This window comes from Arthrobacter sp. MYb23 (assembly GCF_002979775.1).
Classification (GTDB): domain Bacteria; phylum Actinomycetota; class Actinomycetes; order Actinomycetales; family Micrococcaceae; genus Arthrobacter.
In genome coordinates this window covers 23,951-47,408 of the sequence record NZ_PCPR01000032.1, presented here as the reverse complement: position 1 = coordinate 47,408, position 23,458 = coordinate 23,951, and the positions used below count along the sequence as shown (strand labels likewise).

Genomic DNA, 23,458 nt, shown 5'->3' with positions numbered 1-23,458 from the left:
CCCGCCAGCGATTCGACTTCTGCACCCCCAATGAGATGATCAGAACCTTCCTGTTGCGATAACCGCTAGAAACCGCCGGCTCAAAACGCGCACAAATGCGACTTAGTTGGGTGCGCTACGCGGACTTTTGGGCCACGAGCTCGATCTCCACGAGCATTTCGGGATCGAGGAACGGCAGCACGTGTACCAGGGCCAGCGTCGGGCGGATCTCACCGAAGACCTCGCCGTGTGCGCGGCCGGCGTCCTCCCACTTGCTGATGTCCGTCAGGTACAGCTTGGACTGCACAACGTCCTCGTAGGAGAAGCCGGCGTCTTCAAGGACAGCACCGAGCTTCTCCAGGATGTACTTGGTCTGGGAGTAGAAGTCATTTCCCACAATCCCCTCAGGCCCGGAAGCAGCCGTGGCGGAAATGAAGAGCGTGTTGTCCACCTGGACTGCGCGGGAGTAACCCAGTGTCTGTTCCCAAACCGAGCCCGTGCCGAATGTCTTGCGCATGCCGCGCCTTTCCTGTCGTTTTCGCACGGCCCGTTGACCGGCGTTTACGAAGGAAACTTTATGACTGCGGGAGGTCCAGCCGGTAAACGAACAGCTTTATGTCGGTACCGGGAACAAACCAATCGCGGTGCGGGGCACGGCTAAAACCTGTGCGGGCGTAGAGGGCGTTGGCACTTTCCCACGTGGCGCCCGTGGTCAGGGAGACGGCGTTGATTCCGTCCATGGACTGAGCTTGATTGACCACCGCCTGCACCAAGGCACGGCCCGCCCCGGAACGCTGAACTGCCGGATCCACCACGAGGGTGCGGAGTTCCAGTTCGTCCTGAAGGCCGATGTCAGAGAAGCCGCCGCCTGCCGGGGCCGCCGTTACCGAGCCAATGACCTCGCCGTTGCGCTCAGCTACGAGGATCTCCGCGTGCTCCGCGCGACCAGCCACGTCCTGGAGCTTCTTCAGGTACGGGTGATCAGCGTCGCCGTAGTACCCCGCGGTGACGTAGGACTCCTGGGTAATGCGGGCAACGGCGTCGTAGTCGTCGGGCAGGGCGGGAAGGACGGTAATCGGCGAAAGCACCTACCAATGGTAGTAGGGCTTCGCGCGCCAAAGGTGCCAAACGGCCCTTTCCGTGATGGAACTATCAGTCACGTTGGGACCGTACGACGCCGGGTGGCCGGGTTGCGATGCGTCAGCCACTGGCCGCGGGGCTGCTTTTGTATTGCCTCCCGTGGCGTCGAATTGAGCTGCGTTGCGTGCGGTGAACCCCGGTTTCGCGCTGTTGCGCGGACATGTCGGGCTGCTGGCGGAGGTCTTCGGACACGTGCTTGAGTTGCCACACACCGCCGCCAAACCGCCGTCACCCCGAGGAGAAACCATGACCCCGCCAGACCGCCAACTCCACCTGAACGCGTTCCTGATGAGCACCGGACATCACGAAGCATCGTGGCGTCTACCTGAGAGCGACCCCCTTGCCCCTACCAAGGTGGAGCACTATCAGCACCTCGCCCGCACAGCCGAACGGGGAAAGCTGGACTCCATCTTCTTCGCCGACTCCCCCGTCCTGTTCGGTGAAGTGGGGCGGCGCCCTGCCGGGAAGTTGGAGCCTACGGTGCTGCTGACGGCCCTCGCCGCAGCAACCCAAAAGATTGGCTTGATCGCCACCGCGTCCACCACCTACAACGACCCCTTCAATCTTGCCCGCCGCTTCGCATCCGTTGACTGGGTCAGCGGAGGCCGCGCCGGCTGGAACGTTGTTACCACCGCCGGTCCCGATGCCGCCCGGAATTTCGGTGTGGATGACCAGCCGGCACACGCAGTCCGGTACGAACGCGCCGCCGAATTCATTGACGTTGCTCAAAAGCTCTGGGATAGCTGGGAAGACGACGCCATCCTGGCTGACAAAGCCGACGGCGTGTGGGGTGACGACACAAAGATCCGCACCGTGGACCACGAAGGGAAGCACTTCCGGGTCCGTGGTCCGCTGAACGTTCCCCGGTCCCCGCAGGGCCATCCGCTGATCGTGCAGGCCGGTTCATCCGAGAACGGCAAAAACCTGGCAGCACAGTACGCAGAAGCCGTCTTCACCGCACACCAGACCTTGGCCGACGCGCAGGCATTCTACTCAGATCTGAAGGCACGCACCGCAGCCGTGGGCCGTGACCCGGAAGGCATCAAGATCCTGCCTGGAATCGTCCCCGTGATCGGTTCAACAGAAGCTGAAGCCCTCAAACTCGAGCGTGAACTCGACCAGCTCATCAAGCCCGAGTACGCCCGTGAGCAACTGGCCAAGACGCTTCGTTTGTCCCCTGATGACCTCCCCTTGGACCGCCAACTGCCTGCGGACCTGCCCTCAGAGGATGAGATCGAGGGTGCCAAGAGCCGCTACACGCTGATTGTGGAGTTGGCCAGGCGCGAACAGCTCACGGTCCGGCAGCTGATCGGACGCTTGGGTGGCGGCCGAGGTCACCGGACCTTCTCGGGGACGCCCGAACAGGTTGCCGATGCCCTTCAGGAGTGGTTCTTCGCGGGGGCAGCCGACGGCTTCAACATCATGCCGCCGGTGCTTCCGTCCGGTTTGGAGATTTTCGTGGATCAGGTGGTGCCGATCCTCCAGGAGCGCGGCCTGTTCCGCACTGAATACACCGCGTCCACCCTTCGTGGGCACTACGGGCTTGCGCGTCCGGAGAACCGCTACGCCGGGAACGCACCCCGGGAGCTCACGTCCATCGGTTCCGCGTTCTAAGCTGCCCCGAAGGCCGAATGCTTGGCCGGTTCACTGCAACGCGGCTCCTTTTCAGCGCTTGGGCCAACTCCACAACGGACCTTCCAGCGAGCCCAGGCCCTTGATCCTGGTTTCGCCCAGGTCCTTATAGAGCTCGTGCTCATGGGCGGCACCGCTCTCCCGCAGCGCCTTGAGCAGAGCCTCGGAGTGGGTCACTACGATCATCTGGCTGCTGGCGCTGGCCTGGACAATCAGTCCAGCCAGTGCCGGCATCAGGTCAACGTGGAGGCTGGTCTCCGGTTCGTTGAGGACCATCAATTCCGGCGGTCGCGGTGTCAGTAATGCAGCTGTCAGCAGAAGGAACCGTAAGGTCCCATCGGACAGTTCTGCCGCTTTCATGGTCCTCAGCATGCCGGGTTGCCGCAGCTCAACGCTGAAGCGGCCGTCGTTGACCGCGATCTCCAGCCGGCTTCCAGGAAAGGCATGATCGACGGCGGCATCCAGCTGCCGCTCGAAGCCCACCTCCCGCAATGTCTGGAGGGCGGCCGCCAAGTCCCTGCCGCTGTGGTGCAGCACAGGGGTGCGGGTGCCGATTTGAGCCTGCCGGGCCGGAGCCTCGGCATCTGTGCGGAAATGATCGTAAAACCGCCAGGAACGCACTGAATCCCGTACGCGCAGCACTTCCGGCGCCCGGTCCTGGTCCGAAACCTCGGTCAGCATGCTCTGAAAGGTATCCAGGCGCCGGGAGAGCTCGGCCCATTCGCCATCGAGTCCACGCAACTTTGCGAGGCTCCCTTTGCGGTCAACCAGCAATGAACCCGGCCTTGCCACCGGTCCGGAGAAAATCTGCTCCCGCTTGATCTCAGGGTCCAAGCTGAAAGCGGACGGCCTCGGCCTTCCGGTCTCTTCATCAAAACCCGAGCCGCTGGGCACCGGCATGCCCAGATCCACCAGGTAGCCGAACTCATCACCGGAGTAGCCCAGTTTCAAGTTCACGGATTCCCGCCGAACCGTGCCCTGAATGGGTACGTCACCTCGGCGCATTGCTTCGCTGATGGACTCCGGCCCGGCCCAGAGAGTGGACGACAAGCCACCGTCCCTGGCCAGCGAACCCACCACGTTTCCGGAGTCGCCGCCGGCGCACTCGGCCAAAAGACGCAGGGCACGGTACAGCGAGGACTTACCGCTGCCGTTGGCCCCCGTCACGACGTCCAGGCCATGCAGCTCCATGGCAAGATCCCGGATGGACCGGTAGTTGGCGATGGCGAGTGTGCTGATCACCGGCTGATGGTCACAGGTCTGATGGTCATAGGGGGAATTTGCCGGACAGTTCCAAGGCCCCCGCGCACATCCACGCCGCCAAACGGTCCTCCGTGCTGGGACCGCCATCAAGCGGGCTTTCCAAACGCGGACGGCGAACCCAGCAGCCTGCTTCTTCCGCAATCAAGGCCCCCGCAGCGAAGTCGTGCTCGTTGAGGCCGCGTTCCCCGTAGGCGTCAAAGGTGCCATCAGCTACGAGGCAGAGGTCCAAGGCAGCCGACCCGAGGCGCCGGACATCGGCAAATCCCTCCATGAGCCCTGCGAGGCCTTCGGATTGACTGGCCCTTGTAGCGGGATCGTAGCTGAAGCCCGTGGCCAAAATGAGTCCTGTTCGCCCTGGGACGGGACCCGCCAGTGTGGTGGTCTCTCCCCCTGCTTCCATCCACGCGCCAAGCCCGCGGGAAGCGGAATAGATGCGGCCCAGTGCCGGTGCGTGAACGACGCCGGCCTGCCAGACGCCGTCGGAGTCCGCCACCGCAACAGAGGTGGCGTAGTAGACGATGTTGCGGATGAAGTTGGTGGTCCCGTCAAGGGGATCTATGGACCAGCGGTATCCCGAGGGTTGCTGGGGCCGGGTGGTCCCGTGTTCCTCCCCTGTGATGGTGTCGTTGGGCCGCTCGGCAATGATTGCTTCGCGGACCGCGTTCTCCGCCGCGACGTCGAACGCCGTGACCCAGTCTCCGGCCTCGCCCTTGTTGCTGGTCTCCAGACCGTCCCCGCCCGTACCAGTGGCAGAGCGCTGAGCGAGTACAGCCGCGCCCGCAGCCGCGGCGCGTTTGGCTACCTCAAGCAGCTCCTTGGCGTCCGTCATTCCGAAGCCGCTTCCACTGATGCTTGGTCCTGCGCTGCTTCATCCACCACGGTTGCTTCTTCCTTGTCGCTTTCACTCGGTGCCTCTTCGAGGTCCGTCGCGGGTTGCGCCGGCCCGTTGGCCAGGAGCTCACGGAAACCATCCTCGTCCAGCACCGGAACGCCGAGTTGCTCGGCCTTGTCCAGCTTGGTTCCGGCGCTTTCACCAGCCACCAAATAACTGGTGTTCTTGGAGACGGATCCGGAGGCCTTGCCGCCACGGATGATGATGGCTTCTTTGGCTTCGTCGCGGCTGAAGTTGGGCAACGTGCCGGTTACCACCACGGTGAGCCCTTCAAGGGTGCGGGGCATTGAGGTGTCCCGCTCGTCCTCCATACGGACACCGGCCGCGGCCCACGTGTCCACGATCTCGTTGTGCCAGTCCACGGCGAACCATTCCTTGAGGGCCACAGCAATGGTGGGACCCACACCATCAACGTGGGCCATTTGCTCTTCCGTGGCATTGCGGATGGCATCCATGCTGCCGAACGCGGTGGCCAGCGCCCGTGAGGCCGTCGGGCCCACGTGCCGGATGGACAAGGCCACGAGCACACGCCACAAGGGTTGCTTCTTGGCTTTCTCCAGCTCAACAAAGAGCTTCTCCGTGGTTGCTGTGGGCTTGGACGGGGACTTGGCCGTTCCCTTGGTGTAGAAGTACGGCACCAGCTCGTACTCACCTGTACCCACGCCCTTGGAGCGCTTCTCCCTGCGGATCAGGACATCAGCCAGGTCCTCGCGGCTCAGGCTGAACAGGCGGGCCTCGCTGGTGAGCGGCGGCGTTTCCGGCTCTGCGGGCTGGGTCAGGGCTACTGCGGCTTCCCAGCCGAGGGCTTCGATGTCGAAGGCTCCACGGCCCGCGAGGTGGAACACCCGCTCCCGTAACTGTGAGGGGCAGGACTTGGCGTTGGGGCATCGAATGTCCACATCGCCTTCCTTCGACGGCGCCAGCGGCGTGCCACAGGACGGGCACTCGGTGGGCATCACGAATTCGCGGACCGGCGGATCCTGCTTGTCGCGCAGGGCCAGCACCGGACCAACAATTTCCGGTATGACATCGCCGGCCTTGCGGAGAATCACGATGTCACCGATCATGACGCCCTTGGCCTTGACCACGTCCTGATTGTGCAGGGTGGCCATTCCCACCGTGGAGCCTGCAACCTTCACGGGCTCCATCAAGCCGAAGGGAGTTACACGCCCGGTGCGGCCCACGTTGACGGCAATATCCAGGAGCTTGGTATGGACTTCTTCGGGCGGATACTTGTAGGCGGCAGCCCACCGTGGGACGCGGGACGTGTAACCCAGAGCGCGCTGGGTGGCGAAGTCGTCAATCTTGACCACGATGCCATCAATCTCGTGCAGCAGCTTGTGCCGGCGCTCACCGTAATCGGCAATGTACTTCAGGACGTCATCGAACGAGTCCAACACCCGGAGGTAAGGGCTGACCGGAAGCCCCCATGCTTCCAGCAGCTTGTAGGTTTCGGACTGGCTCTTGGCGTCCAGTCCTTCACGGGCCCCAATGCCGTGTACGAACATGCTGAGGGGCCGCTTTGCCGTTTCTGCGGGGTCCTTCTGACGGAGCGAGCCGGCGGCGGCGTTGCGGGGGTTGGCCAGGGGCGCCTTGCCGGCAGCCACCAAGGTTTCGTTGAACTCAAGGAAGGCTTTGGAGGGGATGAAAACCTCACCCCGGATTTCCACCTCGGAAGGGTACCCGGAGCCGCTGAGTTCCCGCGGGATTTCCTTGATGGTCAGGACGTTGTGGGTGATGTCCTCACCTGTGGTGCCGTCGCCGCGTGTTGCGGCCCGGACCAGTTTCCCGTCCCGGTACAGGAGGTTGACGGCCAGGCCATCGATCTTCAGTTCAGTCAGCCACGCGATGGGAGGGACTGAATCACCGAGCTTCGCCACTGACGCTTGGGCCTTGCGGACCCAGGCTTCGAGCTCGTCCAAGGAGAAGACGTCGTCGAGACTGTACATCCGTTGCAGGTGCTCCACCGCTGCGAAAGCGGACGACACTTCGCCGCCGACCTCCTGGGTGGGCGAGTCATTGGAAACAAGTTCCGGGTGAAGTGCTTCCAGTTCTTCCAGCCGGCGGTAGAGTTCATCGAACTCAGCATCAGAAACCGTTGGCGAGTCTTCCTGATAATAGGCGTAACGGTACTTGCGGACGAGGTCCGCCAATTGCTCGTACTCGTCCCGCAGGGTCTCCGACGGCGGAGTCCCCTCCTCAGCAACGATCGCCGCGGCGGCTTCCTGGCTTGTGGTGTCGACCGGATCCGGATTCTCTGGTGTGCTCACAGGTCTATCTTGCCGTAACGCACGGACATTAAAGAGCCGCTAGTGCGACGAGAGCCGGTTCTTGCTCCACAGTGCGAACGCGAGCCCTCCCAAGCCAACCAACAGGACAGCCCCCAGAAGCCCGAACAGGCCCAGCATGTTGGGCCCCGAAACAGAGCTCGATGCCAGCGCGGCCGCCTGCGTCTCCTTATCCTTATCCACGGGCGTGTTCCAGTTGGAGGAAGCACTCGGGCTTGCACTTGCAGACCCCGTACTGGCCGAGGACGTTGCCGACGGCGTCGCTGACGCGGAGGCAGCCCCGGCGCTTGCCGTGGGAACAGCAGAGTTCGACGCCGGCTCACTCACCTGGGGTGCCACGGTGACAACCTGGGGCACCGCGGGTTGCTGCGGAACCTGGACAGGAGGCAACTGAACAGGTGGCACCTGCACTGGGGGCGCTTGCACGCCAGGCGCCGGAGCTTGATGCGTTTCCCGGTCCCTGCTTGGCTCCGGTTGTGGCAACGGTTTCTTGTCCTCCTCCGGAGCGATCCCGGGCTGCGTGGGCGACGGTTCATCGGAACCCTCAGTGGGTGCGCAGGAGAATTTTCCGTCGCACGGCGCAGCTTGAGCGGCGGCAACGGGTGCGATCAGCAATCCCACAGCAAGCAGGGCTGCCGGGATGAGGGGGTGACGCATGTAGGTAGCCTCCTAGCTACGGTTTTCAGGCGGCATGGCGATTTGGAGCTTGCGTACCTTTCCACGTCCCACAATGTACCCGCGCCCCGGGATGAAGTCCTTGCTGATCCGGCCCAGGGAGGTATTGAGGAGGGTATCGCCTTCCACGTCCCCAGGGTTGAGCAACAGCCCGCGGCGTCCGGACTTGAACGGCTGGGCAAGGGACCAGGCCTGGGACCAAGTGGACGTCTCGGACTCGCCCACCACCCATTGATCGGCCTTGATGGCAGCCGTCACCAACCGGCCCACTCCAGACTCCGCCAACGTGTCAGTGAACTCTGTGAGGCCCTCGATGAAGATGGCCATGGTGCCAGGGTTGTCCGTGGCTTTGTCGATCAGGTCATCAACTACGTCCGAGACTTCGTCCGGCCCCACCAGCGACCTGCTCCAGATGTTCAGTGACGCCACGGCGGAACGCCGGGACCCAATGTAGATCAGGTCGGTTCGCGGGTTCGAACGGCGCAAGGCGTAGGCCAAGGTGACCAGCGCAACGGTTCGTCCAGCACCTGGTGGTCCGGCGAGCAGCAGTGATCCCTTGGCCGCGATGGCCGCCGAACCCAGCGTTTCGTCGTCCACACCAATAACGGGGTTGTCCGGAGCGCCCGTGGGCAGGATGTCCAGGTCCACCAGCTCCGGGAGCCGTTGGATCTGAGGCGCCTGCTCGAGGCCCTGACGCAGCATCGCCTGGCTGAGTTTCGCCACTTCGCGGGCTTGGAGCGCGAGGTTCGAGTTGCCGCCCAGCACGGCGAGTTGGACTTCGAGCCCGTCCAACAAGCCTCGTCCCGGAGGCGAGGCTGCGTTGAGGACGTCCTTGGGAACGTCGAGGGTCATGTAGTCGTCTTCGGAACTCAGACGCAGGACCAGCCTCTTCTGGATGGAAGCCAGGAGCGACGCCGGAACGGAGTTGGTGCGGTCACCGCTGACTACCAGGTGGATGCCCAGGGGACGTCCGTCCGTTGCCAGCGTCAGGAAGATGTCCCACAGCGCGGACAGGTTGCTGTACTCATAGGATTCACGGAAGGAGGACATGCCGTCCACCAGGATGAAGATGCGCTTCTCTTCGGGCCGGTTGGCCAGCTGCCGGTATTCGACGATGGTGGAGGCCCGGACCTCGGCAAACCGTGCAGCCCGGTCGTCCGCCACTTCCTTGAGCCAGCGCAGCAGTCGCCCAACGCGCTCTACGTCATCCCCGTTGATGATTTCACCAACATGGGGAAGGCCATCAAGCATCTTGAGCCCTGAGGAACCACAGTCCACGCCGTAGACATGCACGGGACCACCACGCGGCGTGACAGCCGCTGCGATGGCAATCCCTCGCAGCGCCGCCGACTTACCGGATCCACCCGTGCCGTAGACGGCCATGTTGCCATCCTTATCCGGCTCGTAGAACACGGTGGGCTGGTCCTGGTGTGCGGGGTCATCTGCCACACCCAGCAGGAGCCGTTCGTCAGTCCTCGGGTTGGGAAGCTTGGAGAAATCGTAGGTGGTGGCGAGCTCGTTGAGCCACGGCTTCCGGGGAGGTTCGATGGACAGGACGTCAGCTGCCCGGATGATGTTTCCGGTCATCCTTGCAATGTCGTTGGGCCCGGCAGGTTCTTCTTCCACCTGCGACACCAGGGGCGGTTCCCAGGTGGGGCCGGAGCCGAACGCCATCTCCACAATGTCAATCCTGGGACGCTGCGGCTTTTCGGTGGTCCAGCCACCTGCATAGCCGGTTTGGAAGCCCTGGATCCGGCCTGGACCGGTCTTCGCAGCACCACGGCCCGGAATGGACGGATCAAAGTAGGCCGCGGTGGGAACGCCCAGGATGTCTGTTGCGTCCACTTCGTCGGCCATGCGCAAGGCGACGCGAAGGTTGGTGTTGGCACGCAGGTTGTCTTTGATAACGCCGGCGGGCCGTTGTGTGGCCAGGATCAGGTGCAGGCCCAAGGACCGGCCACGGGCGGCCACATCCACCACGCCATCAACGAACTCGGGAACTTCAGTTGCCAGAGCGGCGAATTCGTCCACGATGATGATGAGGTAAGGGGGCGCCTCAGGATCGGCTTCGCGTTGCAGGGCCAGAAGGTCCTTGGCTTTCTTCCGGTTCAAGAGCCGCTCGCGGTAGTGAAGCTCCGCGCGGAGCGATGTCAGTGCACGGCGCACAAGGTGCGGAGACAGGTCTGTCACCAGTCCCACGGTGTGCGGCAAGTGCAGGCAGTCGGCAAAGGCAGCACCGCCCTTGTAGTCCACGAACAAGAAGCTGACACGGTCCGGGCTGTAGGCGGCTGCCATGCCCATCACCCAGGACTGCAGGAACTCGGACTTACCGGCGCCTGTGGTTCCGCCCACCAGTGCGTGCGGACCCTCGTTCTTGAGGTCCAGGTAGAACGGCTCCACACCTTTGGAACCAACCAGCGCGCGGAGGCTGCCGTTGTCCTTACGGTTGGGCACGGCTGTGGCGTGGACGGAGTTGTTCTCCTGCCAGCGCTCGGCCACAGCCTGTGGGTTGTCCATCAGTTCCTTGCCGATCAACGTGGCGTAGGAGACGGCGCGCGGGAGGTCGGAGTCGTCGTCGAGCGGGTTTCCGACATCCACCAGCGGCGACATCATGCGCGCCAGTTGGGTTGCGAGGTCCGCGTCGAGGCTTTCGCAGCTTACCGGGTAGGTGTGGCGGCCCAAGCGGACCTGGCCGGTGGTGGTGCCGTGGTCACCGTCAACGGAGAGGAAGTCACGGCAGGCGGCCGGAAGGGACTGCACGTTGGCGGCCACCCACATGATGTGCACCCCGTAGTCGGGGCCGCGTTCCACCAGGCGTGTGAGGCGTCCGCGGTCCACAGGGGCGTCGTCCTCAACGATTACCAGGACGGCCGGAACCACCGGACCCGGAATTTCCTCGTGCTCATTCTTGAGTCCGGGACGGGGTTGCGGTCCAGGCTCCTTGGCCATGGACTCGCGCTCTTCCACGAGGCTTTCGAGTTTGGACAACAACGCGGCACCGGCGCCGGGGCCGGCAGCCAGATGATCGCCGGATATGGGGCTATGGCCCGAACCAACGTGCGGGAGCCACTGCAGCCAGTCCCAGCGCTCACGCGAACGTGCCGAAGTCAGTGATGTGAGGACAACTTCGGCCGGCGAATGGAGCCCCACCAGCTGGAGCACCATGCCGCGGGCCACATCATCCACCACGCTGCGGTCCCCTGCCACGCCAAAGGAGCCCGAGGTGCGCAGCTGCGACACGATCGGAACCCCTTCTATGACGCGGACCTGCTGCAGGCACTCCTGGATTTCCCGCATGTACTGCGGTTCCGTTTCATTGGCGCTTGGTTCATCGAACTGGATGCGCGACGGCGCCGAGCCCAGCCCGAAGCGAACCCCCAGGAAGTGCTGGTGTTCGGGCCTGTGGGTCCAGAGCAGGGGCCCAAGTTTGTAAATGGCGTCAACAGTATCGCTGACGGACGACGCTTCCTGGAGCCTGACAGCGCGCTCAATATTCTGCTGCTTGTCGATGTCCTCGCGGAAGGCCAGCATCGCGGCTTTGAACTGCTTGTGGCCTTCCTTGGCCTGCCGTTTGCTCTGCATCTTGTGGTCCACATAGTGCCCCACAATGAACAGCGGCATCATGGCCATGAAGAGCACGGACAGCAGGTTCTGGGTGACGGCGAAGAGCACTCCACCCATCAGGAGCGGTGCCACCAGCATGATGTACGGGAAAGGTTGGTGTTCCGGGCGCTTGGGGCCGGCCGGTGGTACGCGCTTGGGCGACTCAAACCTGGGCAGTACCCGCGGGGATCGGTTGAAATCCACCAGCGGCGACGACGGACCACCGCCGTGGTTTCGGGACAGGGCAACAACGCCCACGGACGTGTCGCCCAACGTGACGGTGTCCGAGGACTCGAGCGTCGCGCGGGTCACCGGCAACCCGTCCATGAGGAGGCCGTTGGCGGAGTTCGTATCCACGATTTCCACGGTCTCGCCCACCGTGATGCGCGCATGGCGCTTGGAGGTCAGCGGGTCCGACAACCGGATGTCGGCGTCCCGGTCCCGGCCGATGTAGCTGGTGCCGAAGGGCAGCGAAAATTCGCGTCCGACGTCGGGCCCTGACATCACGCGCAACGTCGCCGCTGCGGGTCCCCGGCTATTGCCGTTCGCGTGGCCGTTGGACGCGAACTGCTCGCTGACCTGCGCGAGGGATACCTTGGACCCGGGCCGCAGCCCGGACTCCAGCAGGTTGTCCGTAGGCCGCAGCACATGCCCGGAGAGCCCGCCGCCGACGAAAGCCTCGTCCACGCTGATGGACAGGTTCGACGGCGGTTCGGTCCCCTTTCGTGCGGGGTCTGCCGCCCACAGCTCGGTGGCAATATCAGCTACGGTGGCACGACCATCCACCGTTACGGCGAGGTCCTTAGCTTCCGCAGGGTCACGCCGCAAGGTCAGGCGGAACTTCATCCTTCGTCGACTCCACTCATTTTTTCAAGAAGATGCAGGTCAGCCGGTGTCACAAGGTGCGAGGTCACGGCGTGTTCCACCAAACGCGCCCGGCGGTTGGTGGCAAGCTTTCCAACCCCGCCGCGCAGGCCAACTACGCCTACCCGGTCCAGTTTGTCGCAGACGTTGTCCAGCTTGCGGTTGAAACGGGTCAATGCCCAGCCCAATCGCTTCGCGGCCTCGGCAGATGAAGGAATGGCGCTGAAACCAGTACCGTCGCGCCGCAACATGGGCTCGGCCAAGGCAACAATGAGCGCCTTTTGCGAATCAGTGAAAACCACGGGACCGATGGTGGTGTCCCCCGCCTGGTCATCTTCGCGGGCTTCATGCCTGAAGGACGGCGTCTTCAAGTGCACGGCAAACTCGTAGGTGGTAGGTCCGGCAGTGAAAATCACGTTGGTGTGGCTGAACACCAACGGGATCCGAGCGCCGGGCGCCAGCCAGGCCTGCATGCCGCCGGAACCGTCAGCCACAGTGGCGGACAGCATGCTGCCCACGTTACTGAGCCACCACATGCCGTCGTAACGGGCTATCTGCAGGAAGCGTCGGTGCAGGTACGGGTTGTCATCGACTTCCAAGTCACCTTCGCGTCCAATATCGAAGATGTCCTCGTCGGACGGTTCGTACCATTCACCACAGAAATCTATTGCTAGATCCCCCATGATCTGTGCCTCCTTGGTCGGCGGTAAGTAAATCGCATGTGCCGGCTACTCGTTCAGGCAGGCGATGGAATCCGGCCCGCCGGGTGAAGCGGAGCCGTCGGCGCGCACAATGATGGCCTGCACGCAGATGGGTGGTTCATCAAACGCGGAGAGGAACGCTTTCCCAATGGTGGTGTTCTCGTAGACGCCTTCAGATTTGGCCGACTTAACGCGCCATTTGAAAGTGTCCCCGGCCATCGGCTGAGGGTTGGTCCAGGAAAAGATGATGATATTCCGGTCCTTGGTATCGCGCGTTGCAGCCAACCCCGCTACCTCCGGAACGCTGCCGTCGCTCAAAGCGTCGGCTGGGGGCTTACTGGACGTTTCCGTTGGCGCCACCTTGGGCTGCGCTTGAGCCCCAAGGACCACGCCAACCACAATGGCTACTACCAGCACCGCCGCACCCGTTACCGCAAGCCAAAGGTTTCGCTTGCTGTGATCGGCCGGTGGAGCTTCTTCCTGGGCTACCGGCGAGGTGCCGGCGGTCGAACGGCTGACCGTTGCCCCAAGATCGTCCTGTGGTTGCGAGGGCTGCCAGCCCCGCAGGACCGTGGACTCTGCCGTGTCAGGCTCGGCAGGAGCGTACTGTGCGCCCGGCGCCGTGTATCCGGCCGCCGGGGCCTGGAACTGAGGCGGCGCCGTCGGACCGGCCTGCGACTGGACAGGTTGCGAAGGACTGGCGGGTTGCGAAGGACTGGCGGGTTGCGAAGGACTGGCGGGTTGCGAAGGATTGGTCGGCTGCGGTGTGTCGGTGGGTCGCGGATCGCTGGCCGGCCGTGTGAAGGGCGGTGCCGGCCGCTGGGTACCGCCCGGAACTGTGGACGGGAAGGTTCGTGCCGGGAACGTGGGTGCCGACCCCGTAGTGGCTGTTCCGGAAGCGTCGGGATCGATCGAAGCGATGCTCCGGACCCGGGTTTCCTCGAAGTTGTCGTCCGGATGCTGATCGTCGCCGTGCCCGGGTTCTTCCAGCACCTCAAACGGCGTCACGGACAGGTTCAGTTCAGCCTGGATCCGCTGAAGGGCCAATGCGAAAGCGTGGGCTGAGGAATACCGCGATTCCGGCGACTTGGCCATGGACGTGGCCAGCACAAGCTCCAGGGACTCCGGAACGTCGGCACGGCCCAGGCGGGGCAGCGGCGAATTGGTGATGCGGGAGATCAGTTCCCGCTGGGAGTTGTCCTGGCCCGGAAGGACAAATGGAGAGCGACCCGCCAGAAGGGTGTACAGCGTTGCTCCCAGAGCCCAGATATCCACGGGAACACCGTCCACGGCGCCGCCGCGAAACTGCTCGGGCGGAGACCACGGGATGGACATTCCGGCGTCGTCCTCGGTGTCGGCGCCGATGGTGCCTGAGATACCAAAGTCCGTCAGGGCGGGCCTGTTGTAATCCGTAACCAGGATGTTGGCAGGCTTGATGTCCCGGTGCACAATGCCGGCCCGGTGGGCGGTTTCGACGGCGGAAGCCACCTGGATACCCACGGCGAGTACTTCGTCCACGCTGAATCGCTGGCGACGGTAGCGGACATCCAGGCTCGGCCTGGAGCAGTACTCCATGGCCAGGTACGAGTGTCCGTTTTCGGTGATCTCGGCTTCGAAGATCGTCACGATGTAAGGGTGCGACGACAACTGAGCCATGAGGTTCGCTTCGGACTCGAAGCGGCGACGTGCGCCTTCGGTCTTCAGATCGGACAACAGCACCTTGACCGCTACTTTTCGGCGCGGGCGGTCCTGCTCATAGAGGTACACATCCGAAAAGCCACCAGAACCTAGCAGGCTGATGTACTTGAAACCCGGAATGGGTGGAGGCGGCGCAGGGGGCCTCTTGGAACTCAAAGAATCTCCTCGAAACGCAATGAAATGTTGTCACCCAGCTCGGCAATATCGCCGTCCAGCAGGATAGCCATTTCGTTTTGGGCAAGCCGGCGCGGTGCCTGGCCCTCCCGAATGAGCACGGTTCCGTTGGTCGCCTTCAGGTCGCACAGCATGACGTGCCAACCCTCCAGCCGGACTTCCACGTGAGAGCGGGAAATGTCCCCTCCGGGGCTGTCCACCTGGACCAGCCGGGGCATGGTGCCGCCTTGAACACGGGAGACAGACGGCTGCCGGCCAATGATGAGCGACTGGTCAAGATCAATCAGCTCACCCGTGGAAAGCCGCATCCTGCCCAGGCGCGGGCGCGGCACATGGACTGCGTCTCCTGTTACAGAAACCCCGCAGACCGAGCATTGCGGATACGTGGGCGGGTTGGCGTGTCCTTGGGAGCACATGCGTGCCAAAACACTTGGTCCTGCTACGGCTGGGGTTTCAGGGGCATCCACAGCAGCCTTTGCGCCTCCGCCGTCAGCAGTGGGAAGACTGCTCTTCATGATGGTCTGGCCATCATGATCCGAATCCTCGTCCACCGGGCTGTCCTGGGGAACCGATAGCCAAGCCGCCGGTATCTGGGGCGAAGGAACAGCAGCAGGCCTAGGCGGAGCAGCTTGCTGGTCACCACCGGTTTCAGGGTTGGAGGAACCGCTGCGCAGCCACGGAACCGAGTCAATCAGTCCCGTGGACGGTGCTGCTGCAGGCACATTTTCCTCGTGACCCTGCGGCGCCGAAACAGGTGCGGTGGAAGGAGGTGCAGTGAAAGGAGGTGGCGTGGCCGGAGCTGCCGTGGAAGAAGCTGCCGGCGCCTGAGGTGTTGGTGAGTCCGGCGCGGGCGAAGCAGGCGAGCCGTGGTCTTCAGCGCCGTCGTCCGAACGGACAGCGGCATCCTCAATGTTCCGCATCACGGTTTTGTCCCAGAGGTGGTCATAGCTCGTGGTGTTTTCCAGCGAAGGAAGCATGGGGTCGGTGGTACTCGTGTGGACAGGGACGCTGGATACATCCGAATCCGGTTCGGAGGCAGGATCCTGCTCCGCGGCCCGGTCTTCAGGCGCCGTCGGGTCATCAGACACAGCGGGTTCTTCGAACGACATCGCGTCTTCAGACACGGCGGACTCTTCAGGCTCTGCGGGTTCTTCGGACACCGTCGCCTCTTTAGGCTCTGCAGGTCCTTTCGGCATCGCCGGTTCCTCTTCAGCGTGGGCGTCTTCGGCTACCTGATCCACCGGCGCTGCCGAAGGCACCTCCGGTTCCTCAGGAGCAGCCACGCGGCCGATGCCATGAACCTCAGCGGCCCCCGGTTCCGCGGCAACGGCATCTTCCGCAGTGGTGGAAGAACCGGTGGAGCTGATCATGTGGCCGGGCGCGATCGTCAGGCCGAGGTCTGCCTCCGTGTAGCCGATCATGGTCTCATCGGATACCGTTGCGGGCCGTACTGCTCTTCCGGCATCAGATGGTTCGGGCTCACTCTCAGTGTGTCCGGCTGCTTCGGCCGAGGCGTCGAGTGATGCGAGAAGAACCACGCCTTCTCCCAAAGGGAGACTGTTCAGTGGCGCGCTGTTCAGTGGCGAGGCGTACACCGGGAGGCGTCCACCCGCCGTCGGGGTTCCTGCGGACCCGGCAGTGCCGTTCCCGATCCGGACGCTGTAGGCCGTGGCATCCGGGAGCCGGCGTTCGGTCCACGTGGTGACGTCACGCCCCGAAAGGCGTTCCTCGCCCCCGCCGAGCTGTAACCCTCCGCCCAACTGCACCACCAGTTCAAGCTCTCCCCGAAGGAAGACCCGGAGAGCGTCTTTTGCATCAATGATCCCGAAGGGCGGGATGCGGCTGAGGGAAACGCCAAAGGCCTCCGTCACCTCGTGGAGGACTTCGTGGGCCTCGGGCGCGGATGCCAGCAACTCCCAGACGGTGTCGATCAGTGCGTGCGGAGTGTCCGGGCCAAGCAGCACCACGGTTCCGTTCCGCACAACGCCAAACCACTCACCCTGCTGGTAGCGGGTCAGCGAAAGGTGGCTACTGCTTCCCATCAACGCCTTCCTCCTGGTCAGACCCGGCGGCCTGGTCAGACCCGGCGGCCTCGTCCGTGCCATTCACCCAAGCCCGGGGAAGGGTGTCCTCTTCAACCTCGGACGCTACCTCAGGGCGGGGCGCAGTGATTGCGATCCCGGCATCGTTCAAGACGTTTTTGGCGTCCACCACAATGACGGTGACGTTGTCCCTGCCACCGCTTCTCAAGGCGGCCTGAATCAGTGCGTCCACCGCGTCCTGCGGATGGGCGACGGTGCTGAGGATGCGGAACATGTGGTCATCGCCCAGTTCGCCGTTGAGGCCATCCGAGCAGATCATGATCCGATCTCCTTCCTGAATAGGAAGAAGCCAGAAATCGGCCTCGGTCTCATCACCGGTTCCCAAAGCACGGGTAACAACGTGTCGGCGGGGGTGAACCGTTGCCTGCTCGGCGGTAATATCCCCGGAGTCCACCAGTTCCTGGACCTCGGAATGGTCAACACTTACCTGTGTGAATTCCCCTTGGCTGAGACGGTACGTCCTGGAATCGCCAATATTCATCACCAGCCAGTAAGGCAGGCCCATCTGTTCCACCACTACCACTCCGGACAGCGTGGTCCCTGCACGGGCGCCCGTCGCGTCGCGGATTGCGGCGTCGGCCTTCAACAGGCAGGACTGAAGATCGGCTGCTGTTGCGGTGCGCACGCCAGTGGACAATTCAGGGGCACTGCCCAAGGCCCGGACACACATGCCACTGGCGATTTCTCCCGCTTCGTGCCCGCCCATGCCGTCGGCAACGGCAAACACTGGGTCTGAGGCGATGAACGAGTCCTCGTTCAGTTCGCGCCGCAGCCCGCGGTCCGTACCGTACCCATAGCTGAGTCGAAACGCCGATCCGCCTTCAGCGGGGCCCGCTTCGGCGTTGACGGGGGTAGCCGGCTGTGAGTTCATGCTTGTCCTAGGTGGAAGGAACGGTCCCCAAAGTGAACGGTGGAACCGGGACGGACAAAACTTGCTTCGCCCGGGTTGAGCCTGGTTTGCAAACCGTCCGGCGTGGTGACGGCGCTGCCGTTGGTGGAATGACGGTCTGTGACCCAGACACCGTCGCCATCGACACGCAGATGCAGATGCGTTTTGGAGATGGACCGGCCAGGATCCGTCACGGGCAGCAGTTGCTCCACCGATTCCCCGGCCTGTGGTGCCGGATTACGGCCGAGGAGTACTGACCCGCCCAGTTGGATGTCCTGTCCGTCGTCTACCCGGATCCGCAGGACGGCCTGGGCACGGGCAGCGCCCGGGCGCATCTGGGTGCGCTCCACGTCGTCGTCCGGGTGAGCGGTGACCGCAAGAGTGTCTTGGGGCGTGATGGTCACTGCCTGCGGCGCCGGGGCATACGGTGCGGGTGCTTGCGCCGCAGGGGGTTGCGGTGCCGGCGCTTGCGGCGCTGCCGCTGTGTGCGGTGCCGGTGGGAAGGGCATCGACGGCGGGCGCCATTGGTTCGGATCATGGGAGGGCTGCACGGCCGGCGTCGCAGGAGTGGTGTGCATGGGAGATGCCTGTGCTGGAGGTGCCTGTGCTGCAGTGGCCGGCGCGGTGTGGGCCGGGGCGGCCTGGGCAGGGGCAGTCGGCGCGCTGCCGTTGGGCCGGGGACCCGACGCCGGTCCTGACGGGACCGGGGAAGCTACGGGTTGAACCGGCGGGAGATCCATGGGGGCGAAACTGTACGGACCTTGAATGCCTCCGGTGGTCACCGGATTGCGGCCCGCATTGACATCAAAGACCAACGACTTTGCCGCTTTGTCCTGCCAGCCCCGCAGCTTGCCGTTCTTGTCCCAGGCGTTGGAGATGACCACAAGGACAGCCCACACAACACCAAGGAACATCAGCGGCAAGGCGATCCAGAGGACCAGGCCGATCAATCCGAGTGCCGACAAGATGACGGCAACAATGGACCCCAGCAGCAAGAGGCCGCCGGTGAGAATTCCACGAATAAAAACAACACCAGCGCCCGGCGCATAACCATCAGAATCCGCGCTGCGGATGCCCATGAGCTGGTTTCCGATGGTGTTACCGGACTTCGCCTCCAGCCCAAGAATGACAAAGGTGTACACCACTGTCACGCCAAGACCGATGCTTCCCAGGAGAACCAGCAGGCCCGTGTCATAGACGATGAAGCCGTTCCTGCGGGTCTGCGTGATGCCGGCAATACCAATAGCGAAGGTGGTGGCAAGCACGGCAAAGGGTCCCAGCCAGTCCAGCACAGCTGCGCCCAGGCGTTTTCCGGCAGAAGCGGGCGCCAATTCGAGCTTGGTGGTCATTGTGGTCCCTCCCCCTGGCCCAGGCATACGGTCCGGCGTGGTCTTTGCTCCGTGCTGCATCGGCGACGCCGGAGCCGACACTACCGAGATACTACCGGGATCGGAGAAACCATGCCGGTTGGCGAACTCCAACGCCGCCTTCTGGGCATGGTTGATGTTGCCTTCCTTGCGGGCACCACGGTTATTCAGGGGTGAACCGCACTGCGTGCAGAACGTCGCGCCCGGGCGAACCGGATGCCGGCAAGCCGAGCAAAGTTCTGTCTCATTGCTCATCGGTGGTGTCCTTCTTGAACGGCAACGTGAAGCGGCGCTTCGCAGGTTCAGTGGTGCGCTGTTGCCGGCGACGCAGGGCCGCGCGGCCATCTGAGAGCAACGAGCGCGGCGAGAACCGTGCCTGCTGCCGTTTCCAGAAACCGACGCTTCCCGTGATGTCCGTCAACGATGTATCAACGATCTCCCAGTACTCCTTGACCTGGTCCTCACTGGGCTGGCCCGCGCCGAACACAGCGGCGTCGGCCCGGTGGGCCAGCAGGGTGGTGGTGGTCCCGGTAGTGGGAAACGCGTCAGCAATGACCGAGGCCGATTCGCGCCTGGTGGACTTGGTGTCGATCGAGGCACCCATATCGGTGACCAGGCTCAACACTTCGTTCCAACCAGCGCCAACCCGCTGGGCCGGGTGGCCATCACGGAAACGGGCCTTCCGGCGTCGTGATTTCAGCAGGAGAATCAGCAGCAGCGGCAAGGCGAGGATCCCCAAGGGAATCAGTGCCATGCCAATGGCCGCGAGCAGCGGACCCCAGAAAAGCCACGGGTTGTTCTTCTTCTCGTCTGCATCCAGGGCATCCGGGGTGGAGTCCGGCGGCAGGTCCGCGGGCTCCTGCGGCGGGGGCGGCGGCTGCAGCACCTGCGGCTTGGGTTTGGACTTGTTTTCCGGGTCCGGCGGGATGGGCACATTGTCCTTGGGCGGGGTGGGATCAAAGGCAACCCATCCCACGCGGTCGAACGCCACTTCAACCCAGGCGTGGACGTCCTTGCCCGTGATCTTGATGTCGCCGGCGCCGTTCTCGGGGCTCTTGGGGTCCGGATAGAACCCCATGACCACGCGGGACGGAATGCCAAGATGGCGGAGCATGAGGGACATGGACACGGCGTATTGTTCGTCGTCGCCAAGCATTTGCTTGGCTGAAAGCATGTTGCGGACGCGCGCCGCGCTGTGGCCGGGAAGGCTGGGAAGCTGTCCCTCAGCTACCAGGCCGTTGCTGAAAGCACCGCTTTTCTGGAAGTGCGCCTCGATCTGCCGCACGCGGTCGATGGCCGTGGGTGCATCCTCCGAAAGCTGGTTCGCCTGTGATGCCACGATCGGCGGCACTTCCTCCGCCTCGGGCAGTGTGAGCTTCGCGAAGTCGTACTGTGTGAGCTGTCCGTGCTCCAGCGTCCCGGGGTCCGATACCTGCACGGTGTAGTTCTCGCCCTTGGACAGACCCTTGGTGGTGACGGCAGTGTCCGTGCCGGCGTTGAAGTAGAGCCCCGAAGCTGCGCCGGACGTGTCTGCAAAACTCATACCTGTGGTGTGCCGGCCACCCGGTACAAAGTAGCCCTGATAGTCCTCCACGGTGATGTCCAGCGTGTAGTTGGTGCCCTGCACCGGGCTCCCGGAGTCTGCCAGCGTGTTCAGCGAACGGGCGTCCCCCACCTTGCTGAAGTTGCCGGAACTGTTGGGGTCCATGGTGTAGTTCAGGCCGTTGAAGGCATCCAGCGCAGCCAGCCGGACGCGGGCATCCTTCGGCAAGCCCTTGACCGTGAAGAGCGTGCTGTCCTTCTCGTCCTTGACGAAGCTGCGGAAACTCGCCAGCGGGGTGATGTAATCCCGGGGGTCGAAAGGCGGAACGATCGTGTTGCGGAGAACCTTGCGGTCATCGCTGGCCGTGACCAAGGGCGAGGCGATGGCGGTGACGCCCACCGCAACGGCGATCACGGCTGCAGCAGTACCCAGGCGACGGAGCTGTCCGCGCCGGGCTGTGGCGGCGTCGGAATTTGGCCTGTTGGCCGAAACGGCTTTGGTGCTGTTCCGGCGGAGTACGTCGCGGCGGAAGGTCGCCCACACAATTGACACAATGGTCAGAGAGACGCCGCGCTCCACGTTGAGGAAGCCCGCGCTGGTACTGAAGGCGATGCCGGTGACGAACAAGACCAACACAGGAAGCAACGGCCAGTACGGGCTCTTCAGACGCCAGGTGAGCAGACCCGCGGCCAGCGCCGTCACCAGCGAGCTCAGGAACGGCACAATGAGCATGCCGTTCGCGGTCCCCACGGGAACGCCGACAGTCAGCATGTCCTTCCAGGCAAAGACGATGCCCAGCAGCAACGTGCGCAAGGAGTCAAGGCTGGGCAGGAATCCCAAAACTGCCGAGTCCGGCACTGCAAGCGCCGATCCGAAGACCATGTAGGCACCGAACGTCACCGCAGTGGTGATCAGCAGCCCCAAGCGGAGGTGCGCGTTGAGGACTGCGATCCCCAACCCCAGCAGCACGCCGCCCAGACCTGCAATGAGGTAATGGGCGTCTCCCCCGAAGCTCAGCGTGAACCCGAGGACGCCAAGGAACAGCAGCACCAGCAGCGCACCGCAGTCAACGGCAAAATGCCACAACGGCCGGCCGTCGCTGAAGATGGATCCGCCCTTGGCCCTGGTCGCGGACCTGGACCCTTGGGCGATGCGGGCGCCCTTGGTTGCCCGGGTTTCTTTTGCGCGGGGACGAAGATTGGGCGCGGTGCTCATGCTGCCGCCTTTCGAAGAACAATGGCGAGATCGTCCAAGTCACCGACGGTCAGGACTGTCAAGTCCGCGATGTTAGCCCTCGACGGCGCCGCGCCGGGTTGAACCCGCACGGCCAGGCTCCGCACGCCGGGAGGAACGGAGGCAGCGCAGGTGCGCAGCTGGGTTGCCGTCACGTGGCTGCCTACGACGAAGAACACCACGGAGGCATTCGGGACGGCGTCTGACAGGTTCCGTGCGAGGTCTACGGCGGTCTTCCGCATGGGTGCCCCGACAACCCGGGTCATGTCGTCCAGCATGTTACGGCCCGTCTCGCAGCGGAGCGGCCCCTTCTGGGTCAGGACGTCCAGGTCACGTTGTTCACTGATCGCTTGGCGTCCGATTGATGCGGCCACGGAGATGGCCATCTCGAACTCCGCCTCGGAGTCGTACTCATCTGTGTTGATGGACAAAGAGATGGCAAGGTGCGCGCGTCGGGTTTCCTCGAACTGGCGGACCATGAGTTTGTTGGTGCGGGCAGTGGTCTTCCAGTGGATGTGGCGTCGATCGTCGCCCGGGACGTAATCGCGCAAGGCGTGGAAGGACACATCCGCACTGGAGAGTTCCGTAGTAGGCATGCCCTCAAGGTCGCGGATAAAACCTGCCGCGGAACTACCCAAGGAAACGGTGCGAGGATGCACGAACAGGTCCACCGGATCAGTCCACATGACGCGACGGCGCAGCAAGTGAAGGGGGTCGGCGCGCACAGACCGGACCGGACCCACCACGATCACTGCACGCCGGGCCGTGGGAATGGTGAAAAGATCCTCATGAACCTGCGCAGGCTTCATACGGGGCAAATGGAACACAGCAGTATTCGAGCCCACCGGGAGCTCCAACGCTGCAGGCAACAACGGCCTGGTGGAAACATTGGACACGGCAATGCTGCCCACAGCATCGTCCCCCACCGCTACCCGGGTGCGGGCAAGGTCCAGGACCACACCATACGCCGAGCGTCCCACAATGAAGCCGATGGCCAGGAGGAACAACAGGAATGCCACCATCGCGGCCGACTTGGCTTCCTGCCAACCCCACGCCTGCCCCGCCCACCAGAGCCCGATTGAGGCAGCCAACACTACCCAGCCCAGCAGGCTCACCACAGCGAGGACGGGCCAGACGAACTTCAGCCACACAGCCCGGACTCTGCTCCACGCTGGCGAGAGGAAATCACCTGCGGTTCCGGCAGCTTCGGCCCAGACAGCGGCCGGATGGAGCTTGCTGGGCTGGCCGGGCTTGCGCGACTGGCCACGCTTGTTCGACTGGCCGGGACGCTTCCCCGGCTCGCTGCCAGAGCCGCGCAGGGAACGCATCTTATCGCCAAGCGCAGACGTAGCGCGTTTGAGCGAATCAGCAGCCCTGTTCAGGGGTGTGCTGGAGGACATATGGGGGCCTTTGCT

Annotated in this window: 16 protein-coding genes; 2 read left to right on the top strand and 14 right to left on the bottom strand. The window is 63.7% G+C overall.

The window, feature by feature from the left end; all coding sequences use genetic code 11:
* Positions 1-115: 115 nt before the first annotated feature.
* Together CQ020_RS22025 and CQ020_RS22020 are read right to left on the bottom strand one after the other, a co-directional pair.
* Positions 116-496, bottom strand: coding sequence for a RidA family protein (locus CQ020_RS22025; RefSeq protein WP_024820219.1), 381 nt, complete (start codon positions 494-496; stop codon positions 116-118).
* Positions 497-554: 58 nt separating this feature from the next.
* Complete coding sequence (locus tag CQ020_RS22020) at positions 555-1,067, bottom strand: GNAT family N-acetyltransferase (protein ID WP_105693999.1); 513 nt, start codon at positions 1,065-1,067, stop codon at positions 555-557.
* Between the two features lie 298 nt (positions 1,068-1,365).
* Here CQ020_RS22020 and CQ020_RS22015 point away from each other — a divergent pair, with 298 nt between their 5' ends.
* A complete protein-coding gene (locus CQ020_RS22015) occupies positions 1,366-2,733 on the top strand; it encodes an LLM class flavin-dependent oxidoreductase (protein WP_105694001.1) in 1,368 nt (455 codons plus the stop codon).
* Between the two features lie 51 nt (positions 2,734-2,784).
* Here CQ020_RS22015 and CQ020_RS22010 read toward each other — a convergent pair whose 3' ends face one another.
* Genes CQ020_RS22010 through CQ020_RS24275 form a run of 4 tightly spaced genes read right to left on the bottom strand, consistent with a single transcriptional unit; the run spans position 2,785 to position 7,377 of the window.
* Positions 2,785-3,993 carry an AAA family ATPase gene (locus tag CQ020_RS22010; protein WP_105693998.1) on the bottom strand — a complete coding sequence of 403 codons (1,209 nt, stop codon included), beginning with the start codon at positions 3,991-3,993 and terminating at the stop codon, positions 2,785-2,787.
* Positions 3,994-4,018: 25 nt separating this feature from the next.
* Complete coding sequence (locus tag CQ020_RS22005; RefSeq protein ID WP_105693997.1) at positions 4,019-4,843, bottom strand: inositol monophosphatase family protein; 825 nt, start codon at positions 4,841-4,843, stop codon at positions 4,019-4,021.
* Positions 4,840-7,176, bottom strand: coding sequence for an NAD-dependent DNA ligase LigA (gene ligA / locus CQ020_RS22000; RefSeq protein ID WP_105693996.1), 2,337 nt, complete (start codon positions 7,174-7,176; stop codon positions 4,840-4,842). The genes CQ020_RS22005 and ligA overlap by 4 nt, the downstream gene beginning before the upstream one ends.
* Before the next feature lie 39 nt (positions 7,177-7,215).
* Entirely contained in the window at positions 7,216-7,377 is a 162-nt protein-coding gene (locus CQ020_RS24275) for a hypothetical protein (protein ID WP_181151993.1), read from the bottom strand.
* A gap of 4 nt (positions 7,378-7,381) precedes the next feature.
* Here CQ020_RS24275 and CQ020_RS21995 point away from each other — a divergent pair, with 4 nt between their 5' ends.
* Positions 7,382-7,588, top strand: a complete 207-nt coding sequence (locus CQ020_RS21995; RefSeq protein WP_146116678.1) for a hypothetical protein — start codon at positions 7,382-7,384, stop codon at positions 7,586-7,588.
* A gap of 275 nt (positions 7,589-7,863) precedes the next feature.
* On the opposite strand, the gene CQ020_RS21990 is transcribed toward CQ020_RS21995, so the two are convergent.
* Genes CQ020_RS21990 through CQ020_RS21955 form a run of 8 tightly spaced genes read right to left on the bottom strand, consistent with a single transcriptional unit; the run spans position 7,864 to position 23,443 of the window.
* Positions 7,864-12,318: an FtsK/SpoIIIE domain-containing protein gene (locus CQ020_RS21990; protein WP_105693994.1), complete on the bottom strand. Its 4,455-nt coding sequence runs from the start codon at positions 12,316-12,318 to the stop codon at positions 7,864-7,866.
* Positions 12,315-13,019, bottom strand: coding sequence for a hypothetical protein (locus CQ020_RS21985; protein ID WP_024820211.1), 705 nt, complete (start codon positions 13,017-13,019; stop codon positions 12,315-12,317). The genes CQ020_RS21990 and CQ020_RS21985 overlap by 4 nt, the downstream gene beginning before the upstream one ends.
* Before the next feature lie 45 nt (positions 13,020-13,064).
* Positions 13,065-14,891 (bottom strand): serine/threonine-protein kinase, encoded by a 1,827-nt coding sequence (locus CQ020_RS21980; RefSeq protein ID WP_105693993.1) that lies wholly within the window; start codon positions 14,889-14,891, stop codon positions 13,065-13,067.
* Positions 14,888-16,951 (bottom strand): FHA domain-containing protein, encoded by a 2,064-nt coding sequence (locus tag CQ020_RS21975; RefSeq protein WP_105693992.1) that lies wholly within the window; start codon positions 16,949-16,951, stop codon positions 14,888-14,890. Before CQ020_RS21975 ends, CQ020_RS21980 begins: the two co-directional genes overlap by 4 nt.
* On the bottom strand, positions 16,938-17,882 hold the full coding sequence (locus CQ020_RS21970; RefSeq protein WP_105693991.1) for a PP2C family serine/threonine-protein phosphatase: 945 nt from the start codon (positions 17,880-17,882) through the stop codon (positions 16,938-16,940). Before CQ020_RS21970 ends, CQ020_RS21975 begins: the two co-directional genes overlap by 14 nt.
* On the bottom strand, positions 17,879-19,522 hold the full coding sequence (locus tag CQ020_RS21965; protein WP_105568085.1) for an RDD family protein: 1,644 nt from the start codon (positions 19,520-19,522) through the stop codon (positions 17,879-17,881). Before CQ020_RS21965 ends, CQ020_RS21970 begins: the two co-directional genes overlap by 4 nt.
* Positions 19,512-22,025 (bottom strand): transglutaminase domain-containing protein, encoded by a 2,514-nt coding sequence (locus tag CQ020_RS21960; RefSeq protein WP_105693990.1) that lies wholly within the window; start codon positions 22,023-22,025, stop codon positions 19,512-19,514. Before CQ020_RS21960 ends, CQ020_RS21965 begins: the two co-directional genes overlap by 11 nt.
* Positions 22,022-23,443 (bottom strand): DUF58 domain-containing protein, encoded by a 1,422-nt coding sequence (locus CQ020_RS21955; protein WP_105693989.1) that lies wholly within the window; start codon positions 23,441-23,443, stop codon positions 22,022-22,024. Before CQ020_RS21955 ends, CQ020_RS21960 begins: the two co-directional genes overlap by 4 nt.
* Positions 23,444-23,458 lie beyond the last annotated feature (15 nt).

Coding starts and splice junctions, on each gene's coding strand:
- CQ020_RS21955 (WP_105693989.1), bottom strand. CDS start 23,443: ATGTCCTCCAGCACACCCCTGAACAGGGCTGCTGATTCGCTCAAACGC.
- CQ020_RS21965 (WP_105568085.1), bottom strand. CDS start 19,522: ATGAGCAATGAGACAGAACTTTGCTCGGCTTGCCGGCATCCGGTTCGC.
- CQ020_RS21985 (WP_024820211.1), bottom strand. CDS start 13,019: ATGGGGGATCTAGCAATAGATTTCTGTGGTGAATGGTACGAACCGTCC.
- CQ020_RS21960 (WP_105693990.1), bottom strand. CDS start 22,025: ATGAGCACCGCGCCCAATCTTCGTCCCCGCGCAAAAGAAACCCGGGCA.
- CQ020_RS22015 (WP_105694001.1), top strand. CDS start 1,366: ATGACCCCGCCAGACCGCCAACTCCACCTGAACGCGTTCCTGATGAGC.
- CQ020_RS21975 (WP_105693992.1), bottom strand. CDS start 16,951: ATGGGAAGCAGTAGCCACCTTTCGCTGACCCGCTACCAGCAGGGTGAG.
- CQ020_RS22025 (WP_024820219.1), bottom strand. CDS start 496: ATGCGCAAGACATTCGGCACGGGCTCGGTTTGGGAACAGACACTGGGT.
- CQ020_RS21990 (WP_105693994.1), bottom strand. CDS start 12,318: ATGAAGTTCCGCCTGACCTTGCGGCGTGACCCTGCGGAAGCTAAGGAC.
- CQ020_RS22005 (WP_105693997.1), bottom strand. CDS start 4,843: ATGACGGACGCCAAGGAGCTGCTTGAGGTAGCCAAACGCGCCGCGGCT.
- CQ020_RS21970 (WP_105693991.1), bottom strand. CDS start 17,882: ATGAACTCACAGCCGGCTACCCCCGTCAACGCCGAAGCGGGCCCCGCT.